The organism is Jutongia sp. (assembly GCF_057878315.1).
In genome coordinates this window covers 16,642-40,250 of record NZ_DBLXSO010000015.1, presented here as the reverse complement: position 1 = coordinate 40,250, position 23,609 = coordinate 16,642, and the positions used below count along the sequence as shown (strand labels likewise).

The 23,609-nt window shown below is 47.8% G+C and carries 15 protein-coding genes; 4 read left to right on the top strand and 11 right to left on the bottom strand.

What is annotated here, in order from left to right:
- Positions 1-112 precede the first annotated feature (112 nt).
- The 5 genes from malQ to thrS all read right to left on the bottom strand — a co-directional run bounded on the left by malQ (position 113) and on the right by thrS (position 9,192).
- On the bottom strand, positions 113-1,612 hold the full coding sequence (gene malQ / locus ACZLMD_RS05285) for a 4-alpha-glucanotransferase (RefSeq protein WP_022305040.1): 1,500 nt from the start codon (positions 1,610-1,612) through the stop codon (positions 113-115).
- A gap of 21 nt (positions 1,613-1,633) precedes the next feature.
- Positions 1,634-2,113, bottom strand: coding sequence for a flagellar export chaperone FliS (locus ACZLMD_RS05280; protein ID WP_022305039.1), 480 nt, complete (start codon positions 2,111-2,113; stop codon positions 1,634-1,636).
- A 17-nt stretch (positions 2,114-2,130) separates the two neighbouring features.
- Positions 2,131-3,462, bottom strand: a complete 1,332-nt coding sequence (locus ACZLMD_RS05275; RefSeq protein WP_022305038.1) for a flagellin N-terminal helical domain-containing protein — start codon at positions 3,460-3,462, stop codon at positions 2,131-2,133.
- A gap of 93 nt (positions 3,463-3,555) precedes the next feature.
- Positions 3,556-6,843, bottom strand: coding sequence for a DUF6240 domain-containing protein (locus ACZLMD_RS05270; protein WP_489495240.1), 3,288 nt, complete (start codon positions 6,841-6,843; stop codon positions 3,556-3,558).
- Between the two features lie 360 nt (positions 6,844-7,203).
- Complete coding sequence (gene thrS / locus ACZLMD_RS05265) at positions 7,204-9,192, bottom strand: threonine--tRNA ligase (protein WP_489495239.1); 1,989 nt, start codon at positions 9,190-9,192, stop codon at positions 7,204-7,206.
- A gap of 613 nt (positions 9,193-9,805) precedes the next feature.
- Here thrS and ACZLMD_RS05260 point away from each other — a divergent pair.
- Together ACZLMD_RS05260 and ACZLMD_RS05255 are read left to right on the top strand one after the other, a co-directional pair.
- A complete protein-coding gene (locus ACZLMD_RS05260) occupies positions 9,806-10,549 on the top strand; it encodes an NAD-dependent protein deacylase (RefSeq protein ID WP_022306487.1) in 744 nt (247 codons plus the stop codon).
- A 49-nt stretch (positions 10,550-10,598) separates the two neighbouring features.
- Complete coding sequence (locus ACZLMD_RS05255; protein ID WP_022306488.1) at positions 10,599-10,859, top strand: TIGR03905 family TSCPD domain-containing protein; 261 nt, start codon at positions 10,599-10,601, stop codon at positions 10,857-10,859.
- A 180-nt stretch (positions 10,860-11,039) separates the two neighbouring features.
- Here the strand turns inward: ACZLMD_RS05255 and pyk are convergent, their stop codons facing one another.
- Complete coding sequence (gene pyk / locus ACZLMD_RS05250; RefSeq protein WP_022306489.1) at positions 11,040-12,461, bottom strand: pyruvate kinase; 1,422 nt, start codon at positions 12,459-12,461, stop codon at positions 11,040-11,042.
- A 242-nt stretch (positions 12,462-12,703) separates the two neighbouring features.
- On the opposite strand from pyk, the gene ACZLMD_RS05245 reads away from it, so the two are divergent.
- Positions 12,704-13,570 (top strand): AraC family transcriptional regulator, encoded by an 867-nt coding sequence (locus ACZLMD_RS05245; protein WP_482521799.1) that lies wholly within the window; start codon positions 12,704-12,706, stop codon positions 13,568-13,570.
- 21 nt (positions 13,571-13,591) lie between these two features.
- Here the strand turns inward: ACZLMD_RS05245 and ACZLMD_RS05240 are convergent, their stop codons facing one another.
- The 4 genes from ACZLMD_RS05240 to ACZLMD_RS05225 form a co-directional block, all read right to left on the bottom strand.
- Entirely contained in the window at positions 13,592-15,031 is a 1,440-nt protein-coding gene (locus ACZLMD_RS05240) for an ABC transporter permease (RefSeq protein ID WP_489495238.1), read from the bottom strand.
- Positions 15,018-16,832: a COG1361 S-layer family protein gene (locus tag ACZLMD_RS05235; RefSeq protein ID WP_489495237.1), complete on the bottom strand. Its 1,815-nt coding sequence runs from the start codon at positions 16,830-16,832 to the stop codon at positions 15,018-15,020. The genes ACZLMD_RS05240 and ACZLMD_RS05235 overlap by 14 nt, the downstream gene beginning before the upstream one ends.
- A 44-nt stretch (positions 16,833-16,876) precedes the next feature.
- The gene (locus tag ACZLMD_RS05230; RefSeq protein ID WP_243100611.1) at positions 16,877-17,599 is read right to left on the bottom strand and encodes an ABC transporter ATP-binding protein; all 723 of its coding nucleotides are present in this window, start codon (positions 17,597-17,599) and stop codon (positions 16,877-16,879) included.
- Between the two features lie 268 nt (positions 17,600-17,867).
- A complete protein-coding gene (locus tag ACZLMD_RS05225) occupies positions 17,868-20,420 on the bottom strand; it encodes a cellulase family glycosylhydrolase (RefSeq protein WP_484104820.1) in 2,553 nt (850 codons plus the stop codon).
- Between the two features lie 188 nt (positions 20,421-20,608).
- On the opposite strand from ACZLMD_RS05225, the gene ACZLMD_RS05220 reads away from it, so the two are divergent.
- A complete protein-coding gene (locus tag ACZLMD_RS05220; protein WP_489495236.1) occupies positions 20,609-21,538 on the top strand; it encodes a leucine-rich repeat domain-containing protein in 930 nt (309 codons plus the stop codon).
- A 153-nt stretch (positions 21,539-21,691) separates the two neighbouring features.
- Here ACZLMD_RS05220 and ACZLMD_RS05215 read toward each other — a convergent pair whose 3' ends face one another.
- On the bottom strand, positions 21,692-23,590 hold the full coding sequence (locus tag ACZLMD_RS05215; protein ID WP_118560457.1) for a diguanylate cyclase: 1,899 nt from the start codon (positions 23,588-23,590) through the stop codon (positions 21,692-21,694).
- Between the last annotated feature and the right edge of the window lie 19 nt (positions 23,591-23,609).

The following is a 23,609-nucleotide window of genomic DNA, read 5'->3' as shown; positions in this document are numbered from 1 at the left end:
GGATATCCCGTTTTACGGACAGACTATTTTAGAGTATAGAACAATTCTCATAATGCAATATGAATCAAGGTTTTGCCCTTTTGTATTGACATCTTATTCTGTAATCGTCTGACTATCTGTTATAGATCTTACAAAGCTTCTTCAGATAACGGCAGTGCTCCTTTGTGAATGCTCCCGGCAGCATACGCCAGCGCCAGTTCGTTCCTACCGAGGACGGCAGATTCATGCGCGCACGGTTATCAAGTCCCAGTACATCCTGCATCTGAAAGATCGCGGTATTGGCAATGCTGCTGTAGCCGAGGCGGATCATTTCGGATGGGATCTGCTTTTTCTTTTTGATCTGCAGATAATCCATCACATATTTGAGATCCTTTTTCTTTTTGGCTCCATAAAATCCCATCAATGTCTCATTATCATGGGTTCCTCCATAGACAAGACAGTTTGGATCTTTGTAGTTATGCGGAAGATACTCATTCTCCTGAGAATCATCAAACGCAAATTCGAGAATCTTCATTCCCGGCCAGCCTGTTTTCCGGATCAGGCTGCGGACATTTGGTCCAACAACACCCAGATCCTCTGCGATAATATCCGTTTCCTTTGTTGCCTCGCGGATCACATCCGTCAGTTTCTTACCCGGTCCCTTTCTCCATTTACCGTCCACAGCAGTCGGACAGGAGGACGGAATAGACCAGTAATTTACAATACCGATAAAATGATCGATACGAATCACATCATAAAGCTTTGCATTGGCCTGCATACGCTTATACCACCAGTGGAAATTATCCTTTTCCATTGCCTTCCAGTCATAGAGCGGATTGCCCCAGCGCTGTCCGTCCGCAGAGAAACAGTCCGGTGGCACTCCCGCAATGTTGATCGGCTTTTTGCGCTCATCCAGTTCAAACAGATCGGAATGTGCCCACACATCTGCACTGTCCATAGAAACGTACAGGGGGATATCTCCGATCAGACGGATCTTTTTCTTGTGTGCATACTTCTTCAGACGGTTCCACTGCTCATAAAACTTGTACTGACAGAACTCCCAAAAACCGATCTCATCAGCAAGCTTCTTCTCCCAGAGCTTCACAGCAGCCTTCTTGCGGAAACGGATGTCCTCCTCCCACAGCTGCCATTCCTTATTGTCATTTTCAAACTTGAGTGCCATATAAAGGCAGTAATCTGCGAGCCAGTATGCATTCTGTCTGCAGAAGGTACGATACGATGACTGCTCCTTATGACGGCTTCTCTTGTATGCCTTTTTTAGGACACGAAAACGATTCTGAAAAAGGATCGCATAATCCACATCCTCCGGATCATCGCCCCAGCTTTCGCAGGTTACCTCGTCCTTTAATAGTAGTCCCTCCTCGATCAGTGTATCCAGATCGATAAAATAAGGATTCCCTGCAAATGCCGAAAATGACTGATACGGGCTGTCCCCAAAGCTGGTTGGTCCTGCCGGAAGCACCTGCCAGTACTTCTGTCCGGCCTTCACCAGTCTGTCCACAAAATGGTACGCCTCCTCACCCAGCGTTCCAATTCCATAAGGTGATGCAAGACTGCTGATCGGCATCAGGATTCCCGCACCTCTGTCATCCAAAAAATTCTTTTTTTCCATAATCAACCTTTCTCGTTACCGCTACGCCTGAAATCCACGTCCAAGCGTACCTGCATCGATTGCTACTTCATTGAGACTTCCCTTTCCGTAGGTCAGTCCCGCATATACCTGCTGTCCGTTTTCAATCACCGGACCGGAGGTATCCTGCTTTGAAACCTCCTCAAAGCTGTCCTTCAAACTACTTATCACTCTCTCGCAGGAATCCAGATTCACATCCTTCTTCCGCGTGATAGACTTTACAAGCTGTTCATTGATATAACGATACAGGGAGACAAGCCGGTAAGAAACCGGATACTCAAAATTCAGGCTTCCTCGTAATTCACACACAAGCCCCTGCGCCCGTTTTAATTCCACATCGGCGGTATCAAAATCCTCTTTTCCAAATGCCTGTCTGGCATCCGCAAGGCTGTCAAGCAGCAACTCATAAATGATCACCACAAGCTCGCTGCGGTTCGCCTGACTGATCCGCGTGGTATAAGCCTTTCTCTTCTCTGAATCCATATCCATTCCTCATTTTATTACTGAAGCAGAGATAATATCTGCTGTGGTCTGTTGTTTGCCTGCGCCAGCATTGAGGTCGACGCCTGTGAAAGCACCTCATACTGTGTGTACTTTGTCATCTCATCTGCCATGTCGGTATCACTGATCCGGGACATTGCCTCGGTAATATTCTGGCTGCTCAGATCAAGACTGGAATTGGTTGCCTCCAGACGATTCTGATAAGAACCAAGAGTTGAACGCGCATTGGATACTTTTTTGATCGCTCGATCCAGCGCATCCATGGTCAGAAGAGAACCATCCTGTGTTGCCACACTGATCGTATCTGTTCCATCCGAGGTACGCAGCCCCAGATTCAGGCAGGATACCTCCGGGAAGTTCATATTCAGGATCTGTGACTCGTTGGCACCGATCTGGATCGTCATATAACCGGCATCAAAGGTTCTTAATTTCACATCACCAACCTCATTTGCCTCGATCTCCATCTCAAAGCCCTCATTATCACGGATCGTGATCAGGTTGCCGTAGCTGGAGTAAGTTGCGGTATCTGCAAATCCCTCTCCCAGAGTCAGCTTGGCATCTGCACCTCTGACGGTGGTCTTCGTTCCGTTTTCATCAGCGAAATCAATTTTTTGCAGGCTTCCTGTGGTGCGAGTACGGATCGTTACCTGATCACCTTTGCGTTCCACATCCATATTCATTCTGTCACAGACTGACTGGATACTCTCCATCGCTGCGTCTGCACTCATTGACTCATTAATCTCGATCGTTGTATTCTCAATACTGATGGAAGCCGGTGCCTGCGGCAGTGCAAATGTAATCTCTGCCGGCTGTGCAATCTTATCAATCTTCAGATTATAGTCTCCCTTTTCTACCTCCATGGAAGCATATACCGGCTTCACATTGATGTTGCTGCTCGCAAAGGTTCTTGCTGCGGAGCCATCCAACAGCGGAGTTCCGTTAAACTCTGTGGTTGTTGTGATTCGGTCGATCTCATCCAGAAGCTGATCAACCTCCTTCTGTGCAGCCTCACGATCCTCAAGTGCATAAGTACCGTTGGCGGTCTGAACAGAAAGCTGACGGATTCTCTGAAGAATATTTTCAATCTCTCCCATCGCTCCCTCTGCCGTCTCAATGATCGACTGACCATCCTCGGAATTGCGGGATGCCTGATCCAGTGCACGGATCTGCGCCTTCATCTTGTTAGAAATTGCCATACCGGCAGAATCATCGGCCGCCTTATTGATCTTGTAGCCGGAGCTTAATCTCTCAAGACTGGCAGAAAGTCTGCTGTCCGTTTTCTTTAAATTAACATTTGCCATCTGTGCCGAAATATTATGATTAATTCTCATATTAAATCCTCATTTCTATGTTATTATGCTGTCCGCCCTGCCACATATGCCCACTGCTGCAGCGGACGGTTTATTTTCTTTCTCCGTTACGGGCTATTCCTGTCCGATACTTCTTATCACATGCTTAACAATCAGCTTTGCTGCTTTATATAATGCTGTGGCCGGTTCCTTTTCCCCTGCAGGAGTGTTCATGGTGTCAAGCCGTGATTTTGGATTCATGCTATAGGAAATGTTCTTCACCGGGTAACCGTTTTCCTCCAGTGAAGCAATCAGCTCCTGCGCTTTCCCGGACAGCTGCTCATACATTTCCCGATCTCCACAGAGGAACAGTCCCTTTACCTCGCCCTGTTGGATCCGCAGCTCCGCAGACAGCTCTTGCAGATAGATCTGAACTCTTCCGGAGTCCTCTCCTCCCTGTATCAACGTGACATTCATGGTTGCCACACTGTCACCGTCTGCGATCGGCACATCATAGCTGTGCCTGCGCGCCATGCTTCTCTGAAGAAGCATACCGTTTTGAAGCTGTTTTAAGCCACGCAGCTCTTCACCGGTGACCGCCGGAGCTTCATAGGAATGCGCCAGTACGGTTTCCATAAGTGTCTCCAGTCTGTCATAGCTTTGCTGTATGTGTTCCGCATTCTCCAGACTGTCGTACATGGCATCCATCGCATCGGCAAGCTCCTGCTGTTTATCTACAGATAGTCTGTCCCGTTTTTCGTACACCTGATGATAGACATCATAATTCTGTTCTAACAAAAGCTCTGCCGCCTGAATATTAACAACAGTATCCGGGATGCCAAGCTGTCCAAGATACCGGACACTATCCTGACTCTGTTCGATTGTTTCCCGCAGTTCCTGTGCCATTCGGCTGTAAAGCTGCTTCTCAATCTCCGGATCCGGCTCCGTCTGATCTAACGCATCATGAAATACTTCCAGTGACTGATCCAGCAAATGCTCCAAATCACCATCACTGACGGTCTGCACTGCCGATGGTGTGATCTCACGCAGAAGCTGACGATTCAGACGCTCATAATATTCCTGCGTCTCGTCCCGGTTTTCCTGACCGGCATTTGAGCCCTTCTCACCGGAAAATGCCTGATCGATCTGCTGCGTGATGCTTTTGGAACTGTACTGAATATCGGACAGACCGCCAAACTGATCATCCACCTTTGCATCGACACCTTTTCGTTTCTCTGTCCGGACCGCTGTCAGCAGATTGCGAAGTGTCATATCCCAGCCTGCTTCCATAACACTTCCGATGGCAGCTCCATCGGAACTTTCCACCTGATGCAGCAGACGGTAGATTCCAATGTAGCCTTCCCTCTCCTGCTCGGAAATGTTCTGATCCTGCTCCATTCTCATCAGGTATCTGGTATAGCGTTCCTCGGAAGAAATATCCTGTGCATCTGAGATGCCGTTCAGCTTATCCTCCAACTCCTGCAGCGGGAGATCTAACGGATCCTCTCCGCTTTGCACAAGCTTTAATACAACTGCAGGCTTCATCTGATCAAGGATTGCTCCAACCTGTGCATCTAACTCCTTCACCTGTGTTACATTCTGCTCGGTGATCTCCATGCTGTTGTATCCCAAAATACGGACAGCTCTCTGGTTCGCCTGCGTATCCTCCATACCAAGTTCTGTAAGAAGCTCCGGCACATTCCGGAATGCCTTCTGAATCGAATCTCCCAGATCCGTCCGCACCTGCGTGCCGACTGCCTCATAATCCGCCTGATACTGTCTCGTCTGCGCGACTGCACTGACTGCCGCCCGATGCAGCACATTCATTGTCAAAAGGCTGTGCTGTCTGGCTCCGATCGCGAGCATCGATGCCGGTGCTGCACTGATCTGTGATGCCTTGTCAAGAACCTCTTCCGTGCGGTCAAGCATTTCATCGGAAATCTCCGTCCCCGGCATAAGCTGCCGGTAATCCGTCCGTTCCTGCTGCCGCAAGGAATCAACCAGTTCCTTCAACGGTGCTACCTCAATATCAATGCCCTTTTGTTCCATCCGGACAGCCGCCGGAATTGTCAGCCTTAACCGCAGCTCCTCAAGCTGGCGTCTCGTCATGGTAACTGTCTCATTCACTGCCGCCACGCTCTGTCCTGCGGCTGCATCCGCAGCCAAAATCTGTCCGGTCTGTACGGCTGTCCCATCATTCTGCTTTCTCTGCTGAACCGCCTGTTCCAAAAGCTGTAATGTCACTTCGTTCTGTCCCATATTACGAACAGTCTTGACCACATCCTCATCCGTGATTTCTGCCAAGCTGTTTAATGCCTGTCTGGCAATCACGATCTGCCGGTCATCCAGAGTCGCCTGCTCCGGCATCGCCCCCGTCTGCATCGCATAAATGATCTGATCTAACAGCTTCCGCGGTGTCAGCTCCTCCGACAGCTCATCTAACATCTGCAGTGTCTGTACATTATCCGGAGTCACGGCAATGTCATTGGCAAACAGCCACTTTGCCTGCTCTAAGGTTGTCTCATCCGCCGGCAGACCTCCTGCCTGCAAAAGTTCTGCGATCTGACCCTGAAGCTGCTGCCATGCCTCCTCGTCCGCCATGGAAGAAGTCAGTGCCCCGGATGCCGAATACTGTCCGTGATAGAGATTCTCAATCGTCGGTGCCATCTGATTCTCAAGCAGATATGCTTTCGCATCCTGCGACAGCTTCGGCACGATCTGAGCCATCTGAACCGCCGATGCCACTCTTGCCACATTACTCTTTGTAATCGGCAGATCGGCCTCGCGAAGAGCATTTTCAATCTCCTCCGGGCTCATCAGCTGTGTAACTCCCTGCTCCTGCAGTGTCTTGATATTCTCCTGAAATTGTCTGCTGTTTTCAATGTTGCGCTCTGCACTCTCCTGCTGCCACTCGCGTCTCTCCTTATGGCGTTCCACCGCCCGGTCCAGTGCAGATGCTTTATATTCCTCCAGAGCTCCCTGCTCCGATTCCATATTCTGATAATCTTCTCCTGTCAGCACGGCGATATTCTGTCCCGCCTGCTGCTTCGCCTCGGAAAGCTTCCCGGCATCACTCAGATGATCAGCAAAGGAATACGAAGATGTGCCGACGGTTGTTCCCGTCATTGCCCTGCTTCCGGAGGAGGCCTCTGTACCAACCTCTTTCAGTACAATCTTATCCTTCGATACTTCCATGATCTTAAAACTTCTTGTTTCGCCTTCCGTGGCATTCTGTACTGACGACAACGGAACTGCTGCCTCCGTGCCGTTAAAGCTGATGGAAACCTTATCCGCTACCTTGGAGACCACGCCCTGAACCACCTGACCGCGCTTCCCGATATTTAAGAAGGAGCCGGAAGAAAATATGCTTTTCCCCCTGCCTGTGTTGGTGGTGCTTTGTGCAATGATATCACTTACGTTCATGTTTCGCTCACCTTTCCAGTTCTTTTCCTGCCGCCCGCACAGTAAAGTGCCGGCAACACTTTTGCTGCTGCCATTCCTTTGACAACAACTGCTCTGATATGTACATCGGCAGAATCTCTAAAAAACTTAAGCGGAAACACTTCCTATGAAAACCTCACCCTGACCTTATTAGAATATTTACTGTATACTTTTTTCCCTTTTACCATATTGTAAGACCGCACTTTGAAAAAATATGTCCCCCGGGCATTTTGCGCTTTAAAAAAAACGGATATTCCCACTAATCATGTGAAAATATCCGTTTTCATTTACTGCATTAAACGAACGTGTATACAGCAGACACGAAACGTCAAGTATTCGAAATTATTTCTTCTCATCCTCAGGAAGCTCCTTACGGATCTCCTTGGTACGGATTTCCTGACAGATATCGTTGATAAAGTCTGCCAGAGGCTTCTGACCCTCATCACCGGCAAAACGGCTGCGGACAGATACAAGACCCGCCTCTTCCTCCTTGCCGCCGACTACCAACATATAAGGAAGCTTGTCCATACGTGCTTCACGGATCTTGTAACCGATCTTCTCGGAACGGCCGTCAACCGTTGCATCGATGCCGTTTTTCTTCAGTTCTGCCAGTACACTCTCTGCATAATCCATATACTTGTCAGAAATCGGAAGAACACGAACCTGCTCCGGACACAGCCATGTCGGGAACTTGCCGGCATATTTCTCGATCAGCCATGCCAGTGTACGCTCATAGCATCCCAGAGAAGTTCTGTGGATAATGTAAGGACGCTTCTTTTCTCCGTTCTGATCAATATAATACATATCGAAACGCTCTGATAAAAACATATCGAGCTGGATCGTGATCATTGTGTCCTCTTTTCCGTACACATTCTTCGCCTGAATATCAAGCTTTGGTCCATAGAATGCAGCCTCTCCGGCTTCCTCCGTATAACTCAGACCAATATCATCAAGAATCTCACGCATAGCACCCTCGACGCGATCCCACTCAGCAGCATCGCCAAGATACTTGTCCGGATGCTCCGGATCCCACTTGGACATACGATATGTGACATCTTCTTCCAGACCGAGTGTCTCCAGACAATATTTAGCAAGGCGGACACAGTTCTTAAACTCGTCTGCGATCTGCTCCGGAGTACAAACAAGATGACCCTCTGAGATCGTGAACTGACGGACACGGGTCAGACCATGCATCTCGCCGGAATCCTCATTACGAAACAGCGTCGATGTCTCACCCATACGATATGGGAGATCTCGGTAAGATTTCTGACGTGCCTTATATACATAATACTGGAATGGACAAGTCATTGGACGAAGTGCAAAGATATCACGGCCGGAAACACTGTTTCCATTCTCATCCTCATCGTCCTCGCCCAGAAGGAACATTCCCTCCTTGTAATGACCCCAGTGGTCAGAGATCTTGTACAGATCAGACTTTGCCATCAGTGGTGTACGGGTACGGACATAGCCCCACTCATTATCCTCCAGATCCTCGATCCAACGCTGCAGCTTCTGGATCATCTTTGTGCCCTTTGGCATAAACAGCGGAAGCCCCTGTCCGATAACGTCAACGGTTGTAAACAGGTCCATGTCACGACCGAGCTTGTTATGGTCACGGTTCTTAATATCTGCAAGGTACTCAAGATACTCCTCGAGATCTGCTTTCTTTGTATATGCTGTTCCGTAAATTCTGGTCAGCATCTTATTGTGCTCATCGCCTCTCCAGTAAGCACCGGAAGAAGATGTCAGCTTAAATGCTTTGATCGGCTTTGTGCTCATCAGATGTGGTCCGGCACAAAACTCAATGAAATCTCCCTGCTGATAGAAACTGAGCTCGTCGGTATCCGGATGCTCTTTGATCATCTCAACCTTATACGGCTCATCTCTCTCTGTCATCAGCTTGATCGCCTCATCCTTGGACAATGTGTAACGCTCCAGACGTTCGCCCTTCTTGATGATCTTTTTCATCTCTTTCTCGATGGCATCCAGTGCATCTCTGTCAAGACTTGGCAGATCAAAATCATAATAATATCCGTTGTCGATCGCCGGTCCGATGGTCAGCTTTGCATCCGGATACAGATTCTTTACTGCCTGTGCCAGTACATGCGCACATGTGTGGCGGTATGCTTTCTTTCCCTCGTCCGAATCGAAGGTCAAAATATTCAGGGTACAATCCTTATCTACAATGGTACGAAGATCCTTGACCTCACCATCAATCTCTCCCACACATGCTACTCTTGCCAGTCCCTCGCTGATATCCAAAGCGATATCGTAAATGGACATTGGCTGGTCATACTCCTTAAAGGAGCCATCTTTTAATGTTACTTTCATGATTCCCTCTTTTCTGCGCTGCTGTGTACTCCGGAGGCTCCTGAAGCAGCGCTGTCAGAAGATCCGTCTTTGAATCCTTTGTCAAAAGGGACTGATATTTCAACATAAAAGGCAAACCGGCGTTTGCTCTTTCCACCACGTTATGAGCACTTTCCATGCACAAAAAAGCCCCTCCTGACACATTACAATGCCAGAAGGGGCGTAAATATCATCACGCGGTTCCACCCTCGTTCGTGAAATCATCCGGAAGCTCTCAACCAAAGGCATGTGCTACATCTGAACGCAGACTGCCGTGATCCGTATACTGATCTCACCTTCATTGTGACGGTAACGGTGTCGACCGGGCTGTATTAAAGCCACTCAGAGCTGGTCTTCCATCGCTTTGTGAATAGGGCAGTTCCAGCAACCGTTCGGTCTGCCCCTCTCTGTAGTCACGCATGCCATGTACTCGTCTCTTCAACGTATTATCTTTTATTAGAATAGCACAATTTTCAAAAAATGCAACCATTTTATTTTTAAAAATTTTATGCTACACTTTGATCAGAGAACTCTTAAAGAACAATGCATATGCCGTTTTAAACCCGGCATACTTTTCAGGAAAGGAGGCGTGCTGATGGACGACAAAACAGCACAGCTTGCAAAGATCCTACAGGAAAGCGACAACATCGTATTTTTCGGGGGAGCAGGCGTCTCTACTGCTTCCGGAATCCCGGATTTCAGAAGCTCTGACGGACTGTACAGTCAAAAGCTCGGCAGGAATTTCACGCCGGAGCAGCTTGTGTCCCATTCCTTTTTCATGCGTTATCCGGATGACTTTTTTGACTTCTATAAAAAGAACTTAGTCTACCCGGATGCCGAGCCAAACGACTGTCACATCGCTCTTGCAAAGCTGGAGGAAATGGGCAGGTTAAAGGCGGTCATCACGCAGAATATTGACGGACTGCATCAGGCTGCCGGAAGCAAAACCGTGTATGAGCTGCATGGCTCCGTTCTTCGCAACTACTGCACGAAATGCCACAGCTTTTATGACGCAGATTTCATTCTGGCGGCGAAGGGAATCCCTCTCTGCCCGAAATGTCACGGTGTGATCAAGCCGGATGTTGTCCTCTATGAGGAGGGACTTGACGAGGATGTGATCACCGGTGCCATTCAGGCAATCTCCGAGGCAGATACGCTGATTATCGGCGGAACCTCTCTTGTTGTCTATCCTGCAGCCGGTCTGATCGATTATTTCCACGGCAGACACCTTGTTCTGATCAACAAATCCTCCACCCCGGCGGACAGCAAAGCTGACCTTGTTATTAACGACTCTATTGACAAAGTCATGAGAGAAGCGTTATCATCACTACAGTCATGAAGTCTGTATGATTTCATAAATTATTCTTTCAGATAAAGGAGATGTTACAATGAACTATATATATAAGACAAGCGGAACCTGCTCCTCAGAGATCCATTTTGACATTGACGGAGATGTGATCAGCAACGTATCCTTCACCGGCGGCTGCAACGGCAACCTCAAAGCCGTATCCCGTCTGGTTGACGGTCAGACCGTTGACTGGATCGAATCCAAGGTCAAGGGGATCAAGTGTGGTTTCAAGAATACCTCCTGTGGTGATCAACTTGCCAAAGCAGTCCGCGAGGCATATGAGGCAGAGCAGGCACAGTAATTCTTTCTTTTGACATACCATATTAAGCCCGTTTCCGGATGATGAATCCGGAAACGGGCTTAATTTATGGTAACGGAAAATTCTTATAATATAGTGCGAATCAGGGGCAAAACGTTTGTTTCGCCCCTGATTATTTTCCTGCACCATCTTTTTAAGAATGCATATTTATTACTGTATTTCCTATCGAACGGTCTCCACCTTGATCATATTTGTCGTTCCGGAGATTCCAACTGGCACACCGGAGGTAATAACCGCCGTGTCACCACTCTTGATCACACCATGCACCTTGGCAACCTCGATCGCATGATCGAATAACTCAAATACATCATTCTTCTCCTCAACAAGGAACGGAGATACCCCCCACGACATATTCAGCTGACGGCAGACCTTCTCAGAGGTACTTCCTGCGATGATATCACATGCCGGACGATATCTTGAGATCATTCTGGCAGAACGACCGGACTTCGTGACCGTCACGATCGCACTCGCATTCAGATCGTATGCCGTTGTACAGGTTGCATGGCAGATCGCATCTGTCACGTCAGGATTCGCCTGTCTTGCCCGGCTGTAGAAACGCTTCTGGTAATCTACATCCTGCTCTGTTCTGCTTGCGATGCGCACCATCGTCTTGAGAGCCTCTACCGGGAACTTCCCGGCAGCTGTCTCACCGGAAAGCATGATCGCACTTGTGCCGTCATAAACCGCATTGGCAACATCCGCGGTCTCCGCTCTGGTTGCGCGCGGATTCTTCATCATGGAATCAAGCATCTGTGTTGCAATGATAACCTGCTTGCCTGCCTCGTATACCTTATTGATGATCATTTTCTGTACAACAGGTACTTCCTCCTCCGGAAGCTCCACGCCCATATCGCCTCTGGCGATCATGATCGCATCGGATTCACGAATGATCTCATCGATATTGGCAACGCCCTCGGCATTCTCAATCTTGGCGATAATATTGATATCGGAGCCGCCATTGGCATCTAACAGATTACGGATCAGCTTGACATCAAATGCCGTACGGACAAAGGATGCCGCAATGAAATCGACATCATTCTTGATACCAAACAAAATATCCGAACGGTCCTTCTCACTTAAGTACGGCAGGTTCACATGACCACCCGGAAGATTAACCCCCTTATGATCGGATACCACGCCCTCATTCTTGACAACACACTCGATCGTATTCCTTACAATCGCAGTAACCTCCAGCTCGACCAGTCCGTCATCGATCAGAACCGGCGCGCCAACACTGACATCCTCGCAGAGATGATCATATGTCACACCAACGTGAGAATTGTCACCATCGACCTTCTCGCCGCAGACCAGTGTAAACTTCTGACCGCGCTTTAACAAAGTCTTACCTTCCTTAAAGGTATCCAGACGCACCTCCGGTCCCTTGGTATCCAAAAGGATCGCCACCGGCTTGTCGCATTTCTTACGGATACGACGCAGTCTCTCCATACGCTTGCTGTGCTCCTCATGGGAGCCGTGGGAGAAGTTGAAACGTGCCACATTCATTCCCTCATTGATCAGCTGTTCAATGACTTCATCCGAGTCTGTCGATGGTCCAAGTGTGCATATAATCTTTGTTTTTCTCATACATTCTCTCTCCATTTCATATAATTTATCCGCCCTTATTATCTTACATTCCGAAGCATGGGTCAATAGATTTTACATACCTTTTTCATAAGAAAATGTTATCACGTCAAACTTCGTTTCACCTTGCTCATACCACAAATTCACCGGCTCCTCTTTTCATTCGGATGCCACTGCGTTATACTAACGAAAACGGCGTCTTGGTGCGTCACAATTTGAAACCTATTTTCCAGAAAGGCGTAACAATGATAAGTATGAATTATAACGACACCCCTTCCTTTGAACGGCACTTAAAAACCGGCTATCTGAAAAGCAATTTTAAAATATTTCATCTGCAGGATAACACACGGAAGAATTTCACCTTTCATTATCATGATTTCAATAAGATCCTGATCTTTCTGCAGGGGGATGTCAGCTACACCATCGAGGGCAAGAGCTATGATCTGAAGCCGTTCGATGTTGTGCTGGTGCGCGCCGGTGAGCTGCACCGCCCGGTCATACATTCAGATTCTACCTATGAACGGATCATTTTATACCTTTCTCCTGATTTTATTGCTCAATATGCCGGCAAAGACTATGCTCTGGATCAGTGCTTTGAGCTTGCCGCCAGAGCAAACGCTCATGTTCTGCGTATTCCTTATTTTAAGGGAAGTTCTATTTATCATACACTAAAGGCGCTGGAGGCTTCCTATGCACACCCTGAGGAGTATGCACAGGAGCTTTCCCAGCGCCTGTTATTTTTACAGTTTATGATTTTTTTGAATCGTGCTGCCCTGTCCCATAATCTGGAATTTCTTGAGACAAGCACGTCAAACACCAAGATCCTTGACTGTCTGGAATATATCAACACGCATCTGCAGGAGCCGGTCACTGCCGACACCCTTGCCGATAAGTTCTATGTGAGTAAATACTATCTGATGCATTCCTTCAAGCAGGAAACCGGTCGCAGCATCGGTTCTTATATCACAACGAAGCGGCTGCTGCTCGCCAGAGAATATATCAACGGCGGTATGCCCGCCACTCAGGCGTGCTACGAATGCGGTTTCCACAATTATTCTACGTTCTTCCGTGCCTGGAAGAAATGCTTCGGCAGTTCCCCAAAGCAGTCCTGACCCCGCCCACAACAGCTTTCCTTACTCAGTATGGATCGCCGCCAGCGGACTCAGCTTCATGGCACGGCGTGCCGGAAAATATCCGGCAACCATTCCCATCAGGGTAGAAAATGCCACTGCTGCCAGTGCAAGCCACCATGGAATAACGGATATATTACCCTTCATGCCTCCCATCGACACCGCAAAATGATTGATCAGCGCCGAGACGCCACAAGTCAGTCCAAGTCCGACAATACCTCCGATCAGTCCGATAAATCCTGCTTCTGCCAGAAACAGCTTCTGGATATCACGCATGTCACAGCCAAGTACCTTCATAACACCGATTTCTTTCGTTCTCTCGTATGTTGACATCATCATTGTATTGGCAATACCGATCGCTGCTACCAGAAATGCCACCATACCGATTCCGCCCAGTACCAGCTCTACGATCTGCAGATTCTTCTGTGCAGAATCGAGCAGATCCTTGTTACTGCTGGCACTAAAGCCCATATCCTGAATATCCTTCATAACACTGTCTACATTGGATGCATCATCCACATCAACGACCAGAGTGCTATAAACCCACTCGTTCATCGGTTTGCCATTCGGCTTTGGCTGTCCCGGAATATTGCCCTTTCCAAAGTTCTTCGTCAGATAACTTTTCAGATCGTCGATATTCACTAACAGACTGTTACTGTAGGTATTGTACTCTTCAACACCTCCTGCCATAATTCCGGCCACCTTGATCCGGAAGTTCAGCATAGAGTTATCCTCCACCGGTTTGGAATCTGCTGTGTCACCCCCTGAGCTGTCTGTACTGTCTCCATCTGAAGAGGTATCCCCTGTTGTATCATCTCCGGTATCCGTCTGTGCACCTGTATCCGTCGTGTCCGTCTGATCGTTATACACCTGCAGCTGTCTGATCTGTGTCATCAGATCGATCTTCGGAAGCTCTCCGGTAGAATAATAATCCACATACTGATCTCCCTGAACATATCCAAACCCGGTCAGGATCTGATTGCCTGCGATCACCTGAAGCGTACCGGTGCTTCCCTTCTGTGGGATATCTCCCTTCTCTAACTCCTGGGAATCTAAAAGACTCTGATCCACGCCAATCAGATTGGCATATCCGGAATAACGTCCGCTCTGCATATTGCCATCAAAGGACAACTGCGGAAGGACATTTTTGACATGCTCCATATCCTGAAACATCTGCATGTTTGTCTCTGTCAGCATCGTGGAGGTATCTGTCTGACTCGACGATGAATCCATATCCCCGCCTCCGCCGCTGATCATAATCTGTGTCACCGACCCCATACTTGCATACTCATCCATGATCATCTGCTTCATACCAAATGCCAGAGAGAGCATCGCCACGATGGAAGTCGTTCCGATCAGTACGCCGAGCACGGTAAGAACGGTACGCAGCTTTCTGCGCCACAGATTCCCCAGGCTCATGGTCATAAGATCATAGAAGCTCATCGTCCATCAACTCCTCTTCTTTTTTCTTGCGTCTTTTCTTCACGATCACCCGAACAATGACGATAATCACAATAACTGCCGCCACGCCAATGGCAATCTTTGCAGCAAGCGGAAGCCCCTTCTTTGCCTGTACATCCTCTGTATCCCCTGCCGGAATATCTGCATCGTCCATCTCTTCAGTTACATATACATTTGTCTTTTCGGTATATTTCTTCGTCTCACCGGAAGCATTCTCATACTTTACGATGATCGTGCATGTGCCGTCACTGTCATCCGCGGTTGCCTGATCACCATTCAGCGTCACGGTAGCATAACCGGTTGCTCCGGCTGCAATGTTACCAACAAAGGATTTCTCACAGGAGATTTCCTTTCCTTTACAGATTACAGATACATTGTTCAGCGCACTTCCGCCAAGGTTATTGATAGAGAAGGACAGATCTCCTGTGCCGCCTACACTGAGCATATCCGGTGGAACCACATCTGTCAGACTGATACGGTCCTTCTGTACGACAGGGATAGAAACATGATCATCTGCATTATAGCCGTTTGCTCTGCCATCTTCATACTCTGTCTTTACGGTTACCTGATAAGACTTGGAGCTTAAACCGGCTGCCGCCTTCATCCAGAAGGAAACCTTTGCCGTCGACTTGGCGGCGATGCTGTCCAGATATGCTGTACTTGCACCACTCAGTGGCAGAAACTCGCCGTTCTCCGTAGACATAGTCAGCTTGATATTATGTACTGCCTGGCTTGCATTGTTACGAAGCTCTAATGTCAGAAGAAACTTTCCGTTTGGACGCACCTGTTTCACATCCGTCGTAAAACCGGATACCATCACGCGGGGTGTGCTCTTCTTGCCTTTGTCGGCTTTGTTCTTCTGTGTCTTTCCCTTCAGTTCTATATTGACGGTCTTATCCTCGGTCACTGCCTGACCGTTCTTCAGATAACTGATCCGGAATACCACACCCTGATATCCTGTGGATACGTTATTCTTCACTTTGAAATTGTAGCTGCAGGATAAATTCCTCGTGCCTGCAGAACGGATCACCTTATAAGCGTCGGTGGTACTTGCAAACGGGAAGTTGTTGTCGATCACCGGAACAACGCTCTTGATCGCATATTTCTTACTGCTTGCCACAAACGATACCGCACAGCTTCCTCCGTAAACACCATATGGAGTATTGCGCATTTTCAGGGAAATGTCTGCATCCTTCGCCTCCTGTTTCACATCCGGCTTCTCGGTTGCTTTTGGTTTCCCTGTCAGCTTGACGCTGATATTTTTATTGAGGCTGTACTCACTGTCATACGCTGTCTGACTTCCGTCGACAGCCTTTCTGGTATACACTACCGTAAAACCAGCCATATAATATGCCGTGTCCAGATTATCCTTTGCCCGGAAGGTATAGCTGCAGCTGACTGAATTGCCGCTGCCGTTTGTCACACGGTACGCTTCGTTGTCCATAACAAACGGAAAGCTGTCATTTAATACCGGATATATCTTCTCAATATTCTCTATATCATAGTGCTTTTTGCTGTTCCTGTTACCGGTCACGGTAAAGGATACATTCACCTTACCGCCTGCCTTACTGCCGGATACGCTTACATTGGAAAAGCTGATGTCTGCCGCATTGCCGTTTATAACCTCGCTCTGCATACCGTCATCACCCACCAGACTACCGGTGTTTCCCTGTTCATCCCCCTCACCTGCAGCCCACGCTGTTTTCAGATTCTGTCCAGGCACCACGCTCGTCACCATTGCCAGGCTAAGAAGCACTGCCAGTAATAATTTTTTCTTTTTCAAAATGTTATCCTCCATTTTCTGGATCGTTCAGATTCCCCTTTTCATCAATCCTGTACATTCTCGACGATCTTGCCATCCTTGATCCTAATCTGTCTGTCGGCAAGTGCCGCCAGATCATTGTCATGTGTAACCATAACAAGAGTTTTGTTGTGTTCGCTGAGCACATGGCGCATCAGTTCCATCATCTCTGCCGATGTCTTGGAATCCAGATTTCCTGTCGGCTCATCCGCAAATACAATGCTCGGATTAAGCACCAGTGCTCTTGCCATACCGACACGCTGCTGCTGTCCGCCGGACATCTGGTTCGGTTTATGCAGTCGGTACTTCTTCAGTCCGACCAGATCGATCATCTTTCCGGCACGCTTCATGCGGACGCTTTTGGAAACGCCGCGAAATACCAGCGGTAATGCCACATTCTCGACCGCGTTCATGGTCGGGATCAGATTGAAGGACTGAAAAATAAATCCAATCTTCTCCCTGCGAAACTGTACGAGTCTGTTCTCCTTGTACTTGTCGATCCGCTCACCTGCCACCATGATCTGACCTTTGGTAGGCTTCTCCAGTCCTGCAAGCATATTCAGCAATGTAGACTTACCGGAGCCCGATGCACCGACAATGGCACAAAACTCTCCCTCATACACCTGGAAACTTACACCATTCAGCGCACGCACCTCATTCTTGCCGATCGGATAGATTTTATACAGGTCTTTGACATCAATAACGCACTTGCGCGGTTCCCCTTTATTTTCTGTTTCCGGTTTCTCCAAGGTTCCCCCTCCTTTCCCAAAACTGTGCATGTATTACTCCATAAGCTTCCTGATAATACATACTCTACGCTTAGAGTACCATACAATCGTTTCAATATCTTTAAATAATTCTTAAATTTTGACACAATTCTGACAAATTTTCGCTTTTTTTCTTTTTAACGTATGTCAAATCATAAAAACCCGGTATTCCGAAAAGAACTTTTCCTTTCAAAATACCGGGTTTTGTTAGTGTGATCACTGTATATGAAACACCTGTGCCGTCACAATATTAGTTGTCTGCTTCCTCCGTAAACGGTGTACCGTCTGCATTGTATGCAGCGTCGCAGATCTCAACCTTGACGAAATCAACGCCAAGGTAATTATTCGTAGTAAGAAGAAGTACCGGATATGCCTCCAGCGCATTCTTATCAAGATTTAATACCTTACCGATCCATGCGGTATCTGCTAATACCATATTTCCATCGGCATCTCTCTTCACGATTGCACGCTCTTTGTCATCTGTCTTAACCTTGCCATTCTCATCGGTCTCATAGATAACCTGTGCAAAGTCCTTCTCATAACGCCATGCCGCACCGTTCTCATTGACAATGATCGACGGATCGGTGTAAACAAGCTGAAGGTCTGCAGACTGACTGATATCGTCATTGTGCATGGTGATACGCACGCATGGCTTCTCAATCTTGCTCCAGTCACTCAACTGGTAATGTGCATGCCACCATTCCTTTGAGCATGATGTTTCCAGGGTAAGTCCCTCAAATTTATCATTGATGGTCGTGGTTCCCGCATTCCAGTAGCCTCCGACCTCCTGACCGTTATACTGTCCGATAAACTGTTCTCCGAATACGCCGCGGATCTCATTAAGATCAACAGAAGCAGAGGTGGTTGTATTTCTCATAAAATCACCGTCCCAGGTTGCAACAACAAGTGGATCCTGATTGGCAGATACCGGATTCTCCGGGATACCTGTGTGTGTTGTAAGCTTCAGTGCATCGGCTGAGATGCTCGGAGTCGATCCTGTGATCTCTGCAAATACCTGTCCAATATCATCATAGACAAAATATGCCTTTTTCTTATTGCCGGTACCGGAGCGGTCTACATATGTTCCCTCATCCCACATAACCGGAACCATGCCATACTGCCGGCAGCTCTTGAAGAACTGGCGGAAATAATCTGCAATGCCGTCTTTGTTAACAGATACAACACCAAACTCACCAAAGATCACGCCGTAGCCCTTCTCGGTAAAAGCGGTATTGACTGCATCGAAATCCTCCTGCATTGCCGCATAATCTTCCTCAGAACCCCAGGTATCCTTGAAATTAGAGGTTCCCTTTGGTGTCTCATAGCTTGAGGAAGAGGACTTTGCAATTCCCCATCCGAGAGGATCATAGTAATGAATGGAAACAAACAGTTTGCTGATTCCGTTGTCACTAACATCCTCCGGCATTGTGAAGGTTAATTTGTCGTTATTTTTCTTAACCTTATCGGAATACTTGTCTCCACAGGTCTGATGCAGGTTTGTGTCATAACCCGGGATCAGAAGGAAACGATCGTAATTGTTGTTGGTCGTTCCGTCCATATTAATACCGCACTCGCGGATAATGTTGACGAAGGTCTGGTTGATCTTATTTGCAACCTCGTAGGTCTCCTCAAGTGTGAGTGTACCGGTCTGCTTGCTTCCGCCGGTCCAGTCATCATTGAGACGTTCGCCCAATTCCTCATTGCCGCCCTCGAAGATCACATGATCAGAATACTCCTGATAGCGGTTTGCGATCTGTGTCCACATGTCCTCGTATTTCTTCCATGCCTCTGCGCGGACTGCCGGATCCTTATCTCCGAACATGCCCCACCAGCCGTTGTCCCAATGGATATTGATGATGACATACATCTCATTGTTGAGACAGTAGTTCATAACCTCCTCAACACGGTTAAAGTATGCATCGTTGATCTTATAATAATTGCTTCCGTCCGGTTGCTTGACTACCTGCATCATATTAGTCCAGGCGATCGGAATACGGACGGTGTTGATGCCGTATGTTTTCAGTCCGTCGAAAAGCTTCTGTGTGGATACTACATTATCTGCATTGGTCTCGTAACCGGTTACCCACTGCTCGTCCGTCAGCTTTGCCTGCTCCTCAGCAGAAAGAGCGGTGCAGCTCTTTGCAAGCGTCTGCTCCAGAGAGTTTCCGACATTCCAGCCAAGCCCCATGACAGGTGTGATATCCTGCGCAGTAAGATTTCTTCTCATGAGACCATTATCCTTTGTGGTAATGCCGTTGGCAGATGTATGCTCGTCCGTCAGATTGGACTCATTCACTCCATAGGAAGGACCCGGTGTTCTCGACTGAAGCGGTGCCTTTGTCGGAACAGGAGTCACAACCGGTGCAGTGGAAGCGGACGGTGCCACAGTCGGTGCAGCCGGGGCAGGTGCAGATGCTGCCGGTGCCTGTGTCGCCGGTGCCTGTGTCGCAGCGTTTTTCGCTGCTTTCACGGTTACTTTTACCCGAAAATTCTTTGTAATCTTCTTTTTGCCCTTTTTGTAAACAACCTTGGCAGTGACTGTCGTCTTTCCTGCCTTCACGCCCTTGATCTTGCCGTTCTTAACAGTGGCAATCTTCGCGTTTTTCGTCTTCCAGGTGATCTTTGCCCCTGAAGGCTTGTTCTTAATTGTTACCGTGGCTGACTTTCCAGCCGTAACGTTAACAGATTTCTTGCTGATCTTCGGTGCCTTAGCTGCCTGTGCGCCTGAGTTCCCCATCAGGGATATAAGCATCGCCAGAACTAAAGCGAAGGAAAACCATTTCCCCATAAATTGCTTCTTCATAGTTACCTCCTTCATAATGATTCGATTTGCACTACATACGTAATTATACCAAACGAACCGGGATATTCCTAGATACTTTGTCATTTTTCTGACAAAAAATTGAGCCGGATCTGCCATAATTTTGTCCGAAAAATGACTTATCTGCCTGTTAAGATATGCAACATCAAAAAGAAATTGGAGGGATTCAAATGAAGAAAAAAGTAATCGCAATGATGTTAAGTGCCGCACTGGTTATCTCCGGTGCAGGGATCAGCAGCCTGCCAAACCAGACAGCCGCGGAAAATGATGGTTCTACAATCGTAGCAAACATTACCTCCGGCAGTGGTATTGACACTCCTGATGTCACCGATGCACCGCAGGAAACATCCGAAGCCACCAAGACACCGGATGTCACAGACACACCCGAGGAGACAAAGACGCCGGAAAGTACCGCAACAACACAGCCGCCCAAGATCACACCGGCAGCAACAGCAACTCCGCCTGCAGTTGTAACAACTACAACGCCGGCAGGTATCACAACAAATGCAGCATTAAAAGTTGGGGATCGTTTCACAACAGGTAACTACATCTACAGTGTTACCGCTGTCGCAGACGGAACCGCCAAAGCAACGGTTAAAGTCCGTGGACTTAGTGCAGAAGGCAAGCTTAAAACCAGCCTTACAATTCCTGCAAGTGTTACATGGCAGGGTACCAGCTACCTCGTTACGGGAATCAACGAAAAATCCTTTAAAAACAACAAGGCTCTGACTTCCGTCAAAGTTGGCAAAAATGTCACCTACATCGGAAAATATGCCTTCCAGGGGATGACATCCTTAACCTCCGTCACAATCGGAAGCGGTGTAACAACAATCAAAAAATATGCCTTTGCCGGATGTTCTGCCCTGCGCAAGGTTACGATTCCTGCCAAAACAACATTTATCGGCGAAAAGGCATTCCAAAACTGCAAGAAATTAAAAGCCGTTATCATCAATTCCAAAAAGATCACAAAGATCAACAGTAACGCATTCCGCTATGTCAAGAGTGGCTGCTACGTTGTTATTCCATCCGGCAAGAAATCCACTTACCGCTCCCTTCTTGTCAAAGCAAAAGCTTCCAAGCTTAAGATTTATGTATACTAGTCTGATACATACCAATCAAACCGGTTGTCTTCATGGATAGTTAAATGATACAAGCCCCGCAGACCGGTGACACATTCTGTCACCGGTCTGCGGGGCCTTTTATATACATTAAAGTTCTGCTTTCTCTGTCCGCGAAACAAACATGATAGCGACTTATGACGTCCGTGTCGTCCGCCTTCTTGCCTTGACCATATAAAGAAGCTTATCTGCCTCTGTCACCATCTCCTCAAGAGAATTGATCTCACTGGCACGGCGTACATAATATCCACAACTGCACGCAACCTGATACGGCCACTGATTCCGGCTGTTATACTCATCAAGACAATCCTCCACTCTGCGGATAAATGATCTTGCATCACTTTCCTTTTCGGCAATTCCAAATACCAGAAATTCATCGCCACCGCTTCGTATACAGACCTCTCTGCGCTCTGATGCCTGACGCATCGCATTGGCAATCTGCACAATGGCATTGTCTCCCGCATCATGACCATAGGTATCATTGATCCGCTTCAAACCATCCAGATCCATCTCAATACACATAATGTGCTTTCCATCGCGTTTTGCTACCTGCAGGATCTTCTCCACATAACGTCTCATGCCAAAACGATTATAAAGCTTGGTCAACTCGTCACGCACATACATGCTGTCCAGCTTTTCTACCAGAGAATCCTTCTCCTTCAACAGACACAGATCAATAACCGAGCTGTTCATAACCGTCAACATTGCATATACCATAGGTGTTTCCTGCATACAATAATCCGTCGATATCCACAGATAACCAACTGTACGCTGATTCAGATACAATGGTACAAAAATGTCATGTGCCGGTTCTTCCCCCTGCAACGGAATATCCGGAAGTATATCAGGATAAAACACAGGTTCCATCAAAAGCGGTTCTCCCCGTCTGCAGGTTACCAGAGTCATATTCTGTGAATACCCATGGATCCGTTTGCTTCTGCCACCACCCTGATCAATAATATCATCGCAAAGACAGAAACGAAATTCCTTCCATCCAAAGAAATCCAGATAATCACAAATGACCTCAAGCACTTCCTCCACAGACTCCTTCGGCGAAACATCCCGCCAGAATTCGGTCAGATGATGGATAAACAAATCCCTGCGCACAATGTCCTTTAATTTCTCCTGATTAATCCTGTTCAGATCCAACTTCGTATGTTCTACACAGCCACAACTCTGATTCAGTACCAGATGTGCCGGAACCAGACTTCTCTGTGGAACCTGTTCTCCGCACCAAAGTGCTTCCAGAAGCCTTACCGCCTCCACGCCGGACTTACGCAGGGAACGTTCCACAGAAGAAATGGAAGGCTGATACTCCGAGGCTTCCTTCGTGTGATCAAAGCCTGTGACGATCACATCCTCCGGCACCTGATATTCATTGTCATTGAGATACTTAATGACAAACATCGCCATGGTATCGTTGGCACACACAATCGCATCCGGCATCGGATGCGATTCCAGATACTCCTGTATCACATCCGCCGCCTGCATATAGAACTGTCCATAGCCGACATGATCCCGCTGAAACTCAATTCCTTCCTCCTCCAGAGCACTGCGGTATGCCGCCTCTCTCTCCTCGGATTCTTTGTTGCCCTTAAATCCGGACATAAAATAGATATCGCGGCAGTCATGCTCACGGATCAGATGCAGTACCATTTCCTTCATACCGATCGTATCATTATATCCGATCTGGTAACAGCCATCGTACACATCATTGACATCGATCACCGGCACATCTGCTTCTGCTGCACGGCGAATGATCTCTCTTGTCACATCCGGACGCAATACCTCTCCCAGAATGACCACACCGTCAAAAATATGATAATCCGGAAGCTGATAGATCGCACCCTCGCCCTTGGCGACATCATCCGATACACATCCCTGCTCATACGACGGCTTTTTCATCAGACTGTGATACATCAATATATTGTAGTCCTTCACCTGCGCTTCCCCAATTAAAGCATTGGCGATCAAGCCCTCCTGGAGAACGTCATCTCCCTCCAAAAATATCCCTATTGTTTTACGTTTTTCCATTCATAATCTCCATTTCCCG

Bases quoted from the DNA above. Each gene is read 5' to 3' on its own strand.
- malQ (WP_022305040.1), bottom strand. From the start codon at position 1,612: ATGGAAAAAAAGAATTTTTTGGATGACAGAGGTGCGGGAATCCTGATG.
- ACZLMD_RS05280 (WP_022305039.1), bottom strand. From the start codon at position 2,113: ATGGATTCAGAGAAGAGAAAGGCTTATACCACGCGGATCAGTCAGGCG.
- ACZLMD_RS05275 (WP_022305038.1), bottom strand. From the start codon at position 3,462: ATGAGAATTAATCATAATATTTCGGCACAGATGGCAAATGTTAATTTA.
- ACZLMD_RS05270 (WP_489495240.1), bottom strand. From the start codon at position 6,843: ATGAACGTAAGTGATATCATTGCACAAAGCACCACCAACACAGGCAGG.
- thrS (WP_489495239.1), bottom strand. From the start codon at position 9,192: ATGAAAGTAACATTAAAAGATGGCTCCTTTAAGGAGTATGACCAGCCA.
- ACZLMD_RS05260 (WP_022306487.1), top strand. From the start codon at position 9,806: ATGGACGACAAAACAGCACAGCTTGCAAAGATCCTACAGGAAAGCGAC.
- ACZLMD_RS05255 (WP_022306488.1), top strand. From the start codon at position 10,599: ATGAACTATATATATAAGACAAGCGGAACCTGCTCCTCAGAGATCCAT.
- pyk (WP_022306489.1), bottom strand. From the start codon at position 12,461: ATGAGAAAAACAAAGATTATATGCACACTTGGACCATCGACAGACTCG.
- ACZLMD_RS05245 (WP_482521799.1), top strand. From the start codon at position 12,704: ATGATAAGTATGAATTATAACGACACCCCTTCCTTTGAACGGCACTTA.
- ACZLMD_RS05240 (WP_489495238.1), bottom strand. From the start codon at position 15,031: ATGAGCTTCTATGATCTTATGACCATGAGCCTGGGGAATCTGTGGCGC.
- ACZLMD_RS05225 (WP_484104820.1), bottom strand. From the start codon at position 20,420: ATGAAGAAGCAATTTATGGGGAAATGGTTTTCCTTCGCTTTAGTTCTG.
- ACZLMD_RS05220 (WP_489495236.1), top strand. From the start codon at position 20,609: ATGAAGAAAAAAGTAATCGCAATGATGTTAAGTGCCGCACTGGTTATC.
- ACZLMD_RS05215 (WP_118560457.1), bottom strand. From the start codon at position 23,590: ATGGAAAAACGTAAAACAATAGGGATATTTTTGGAGGGAGATGACGTT.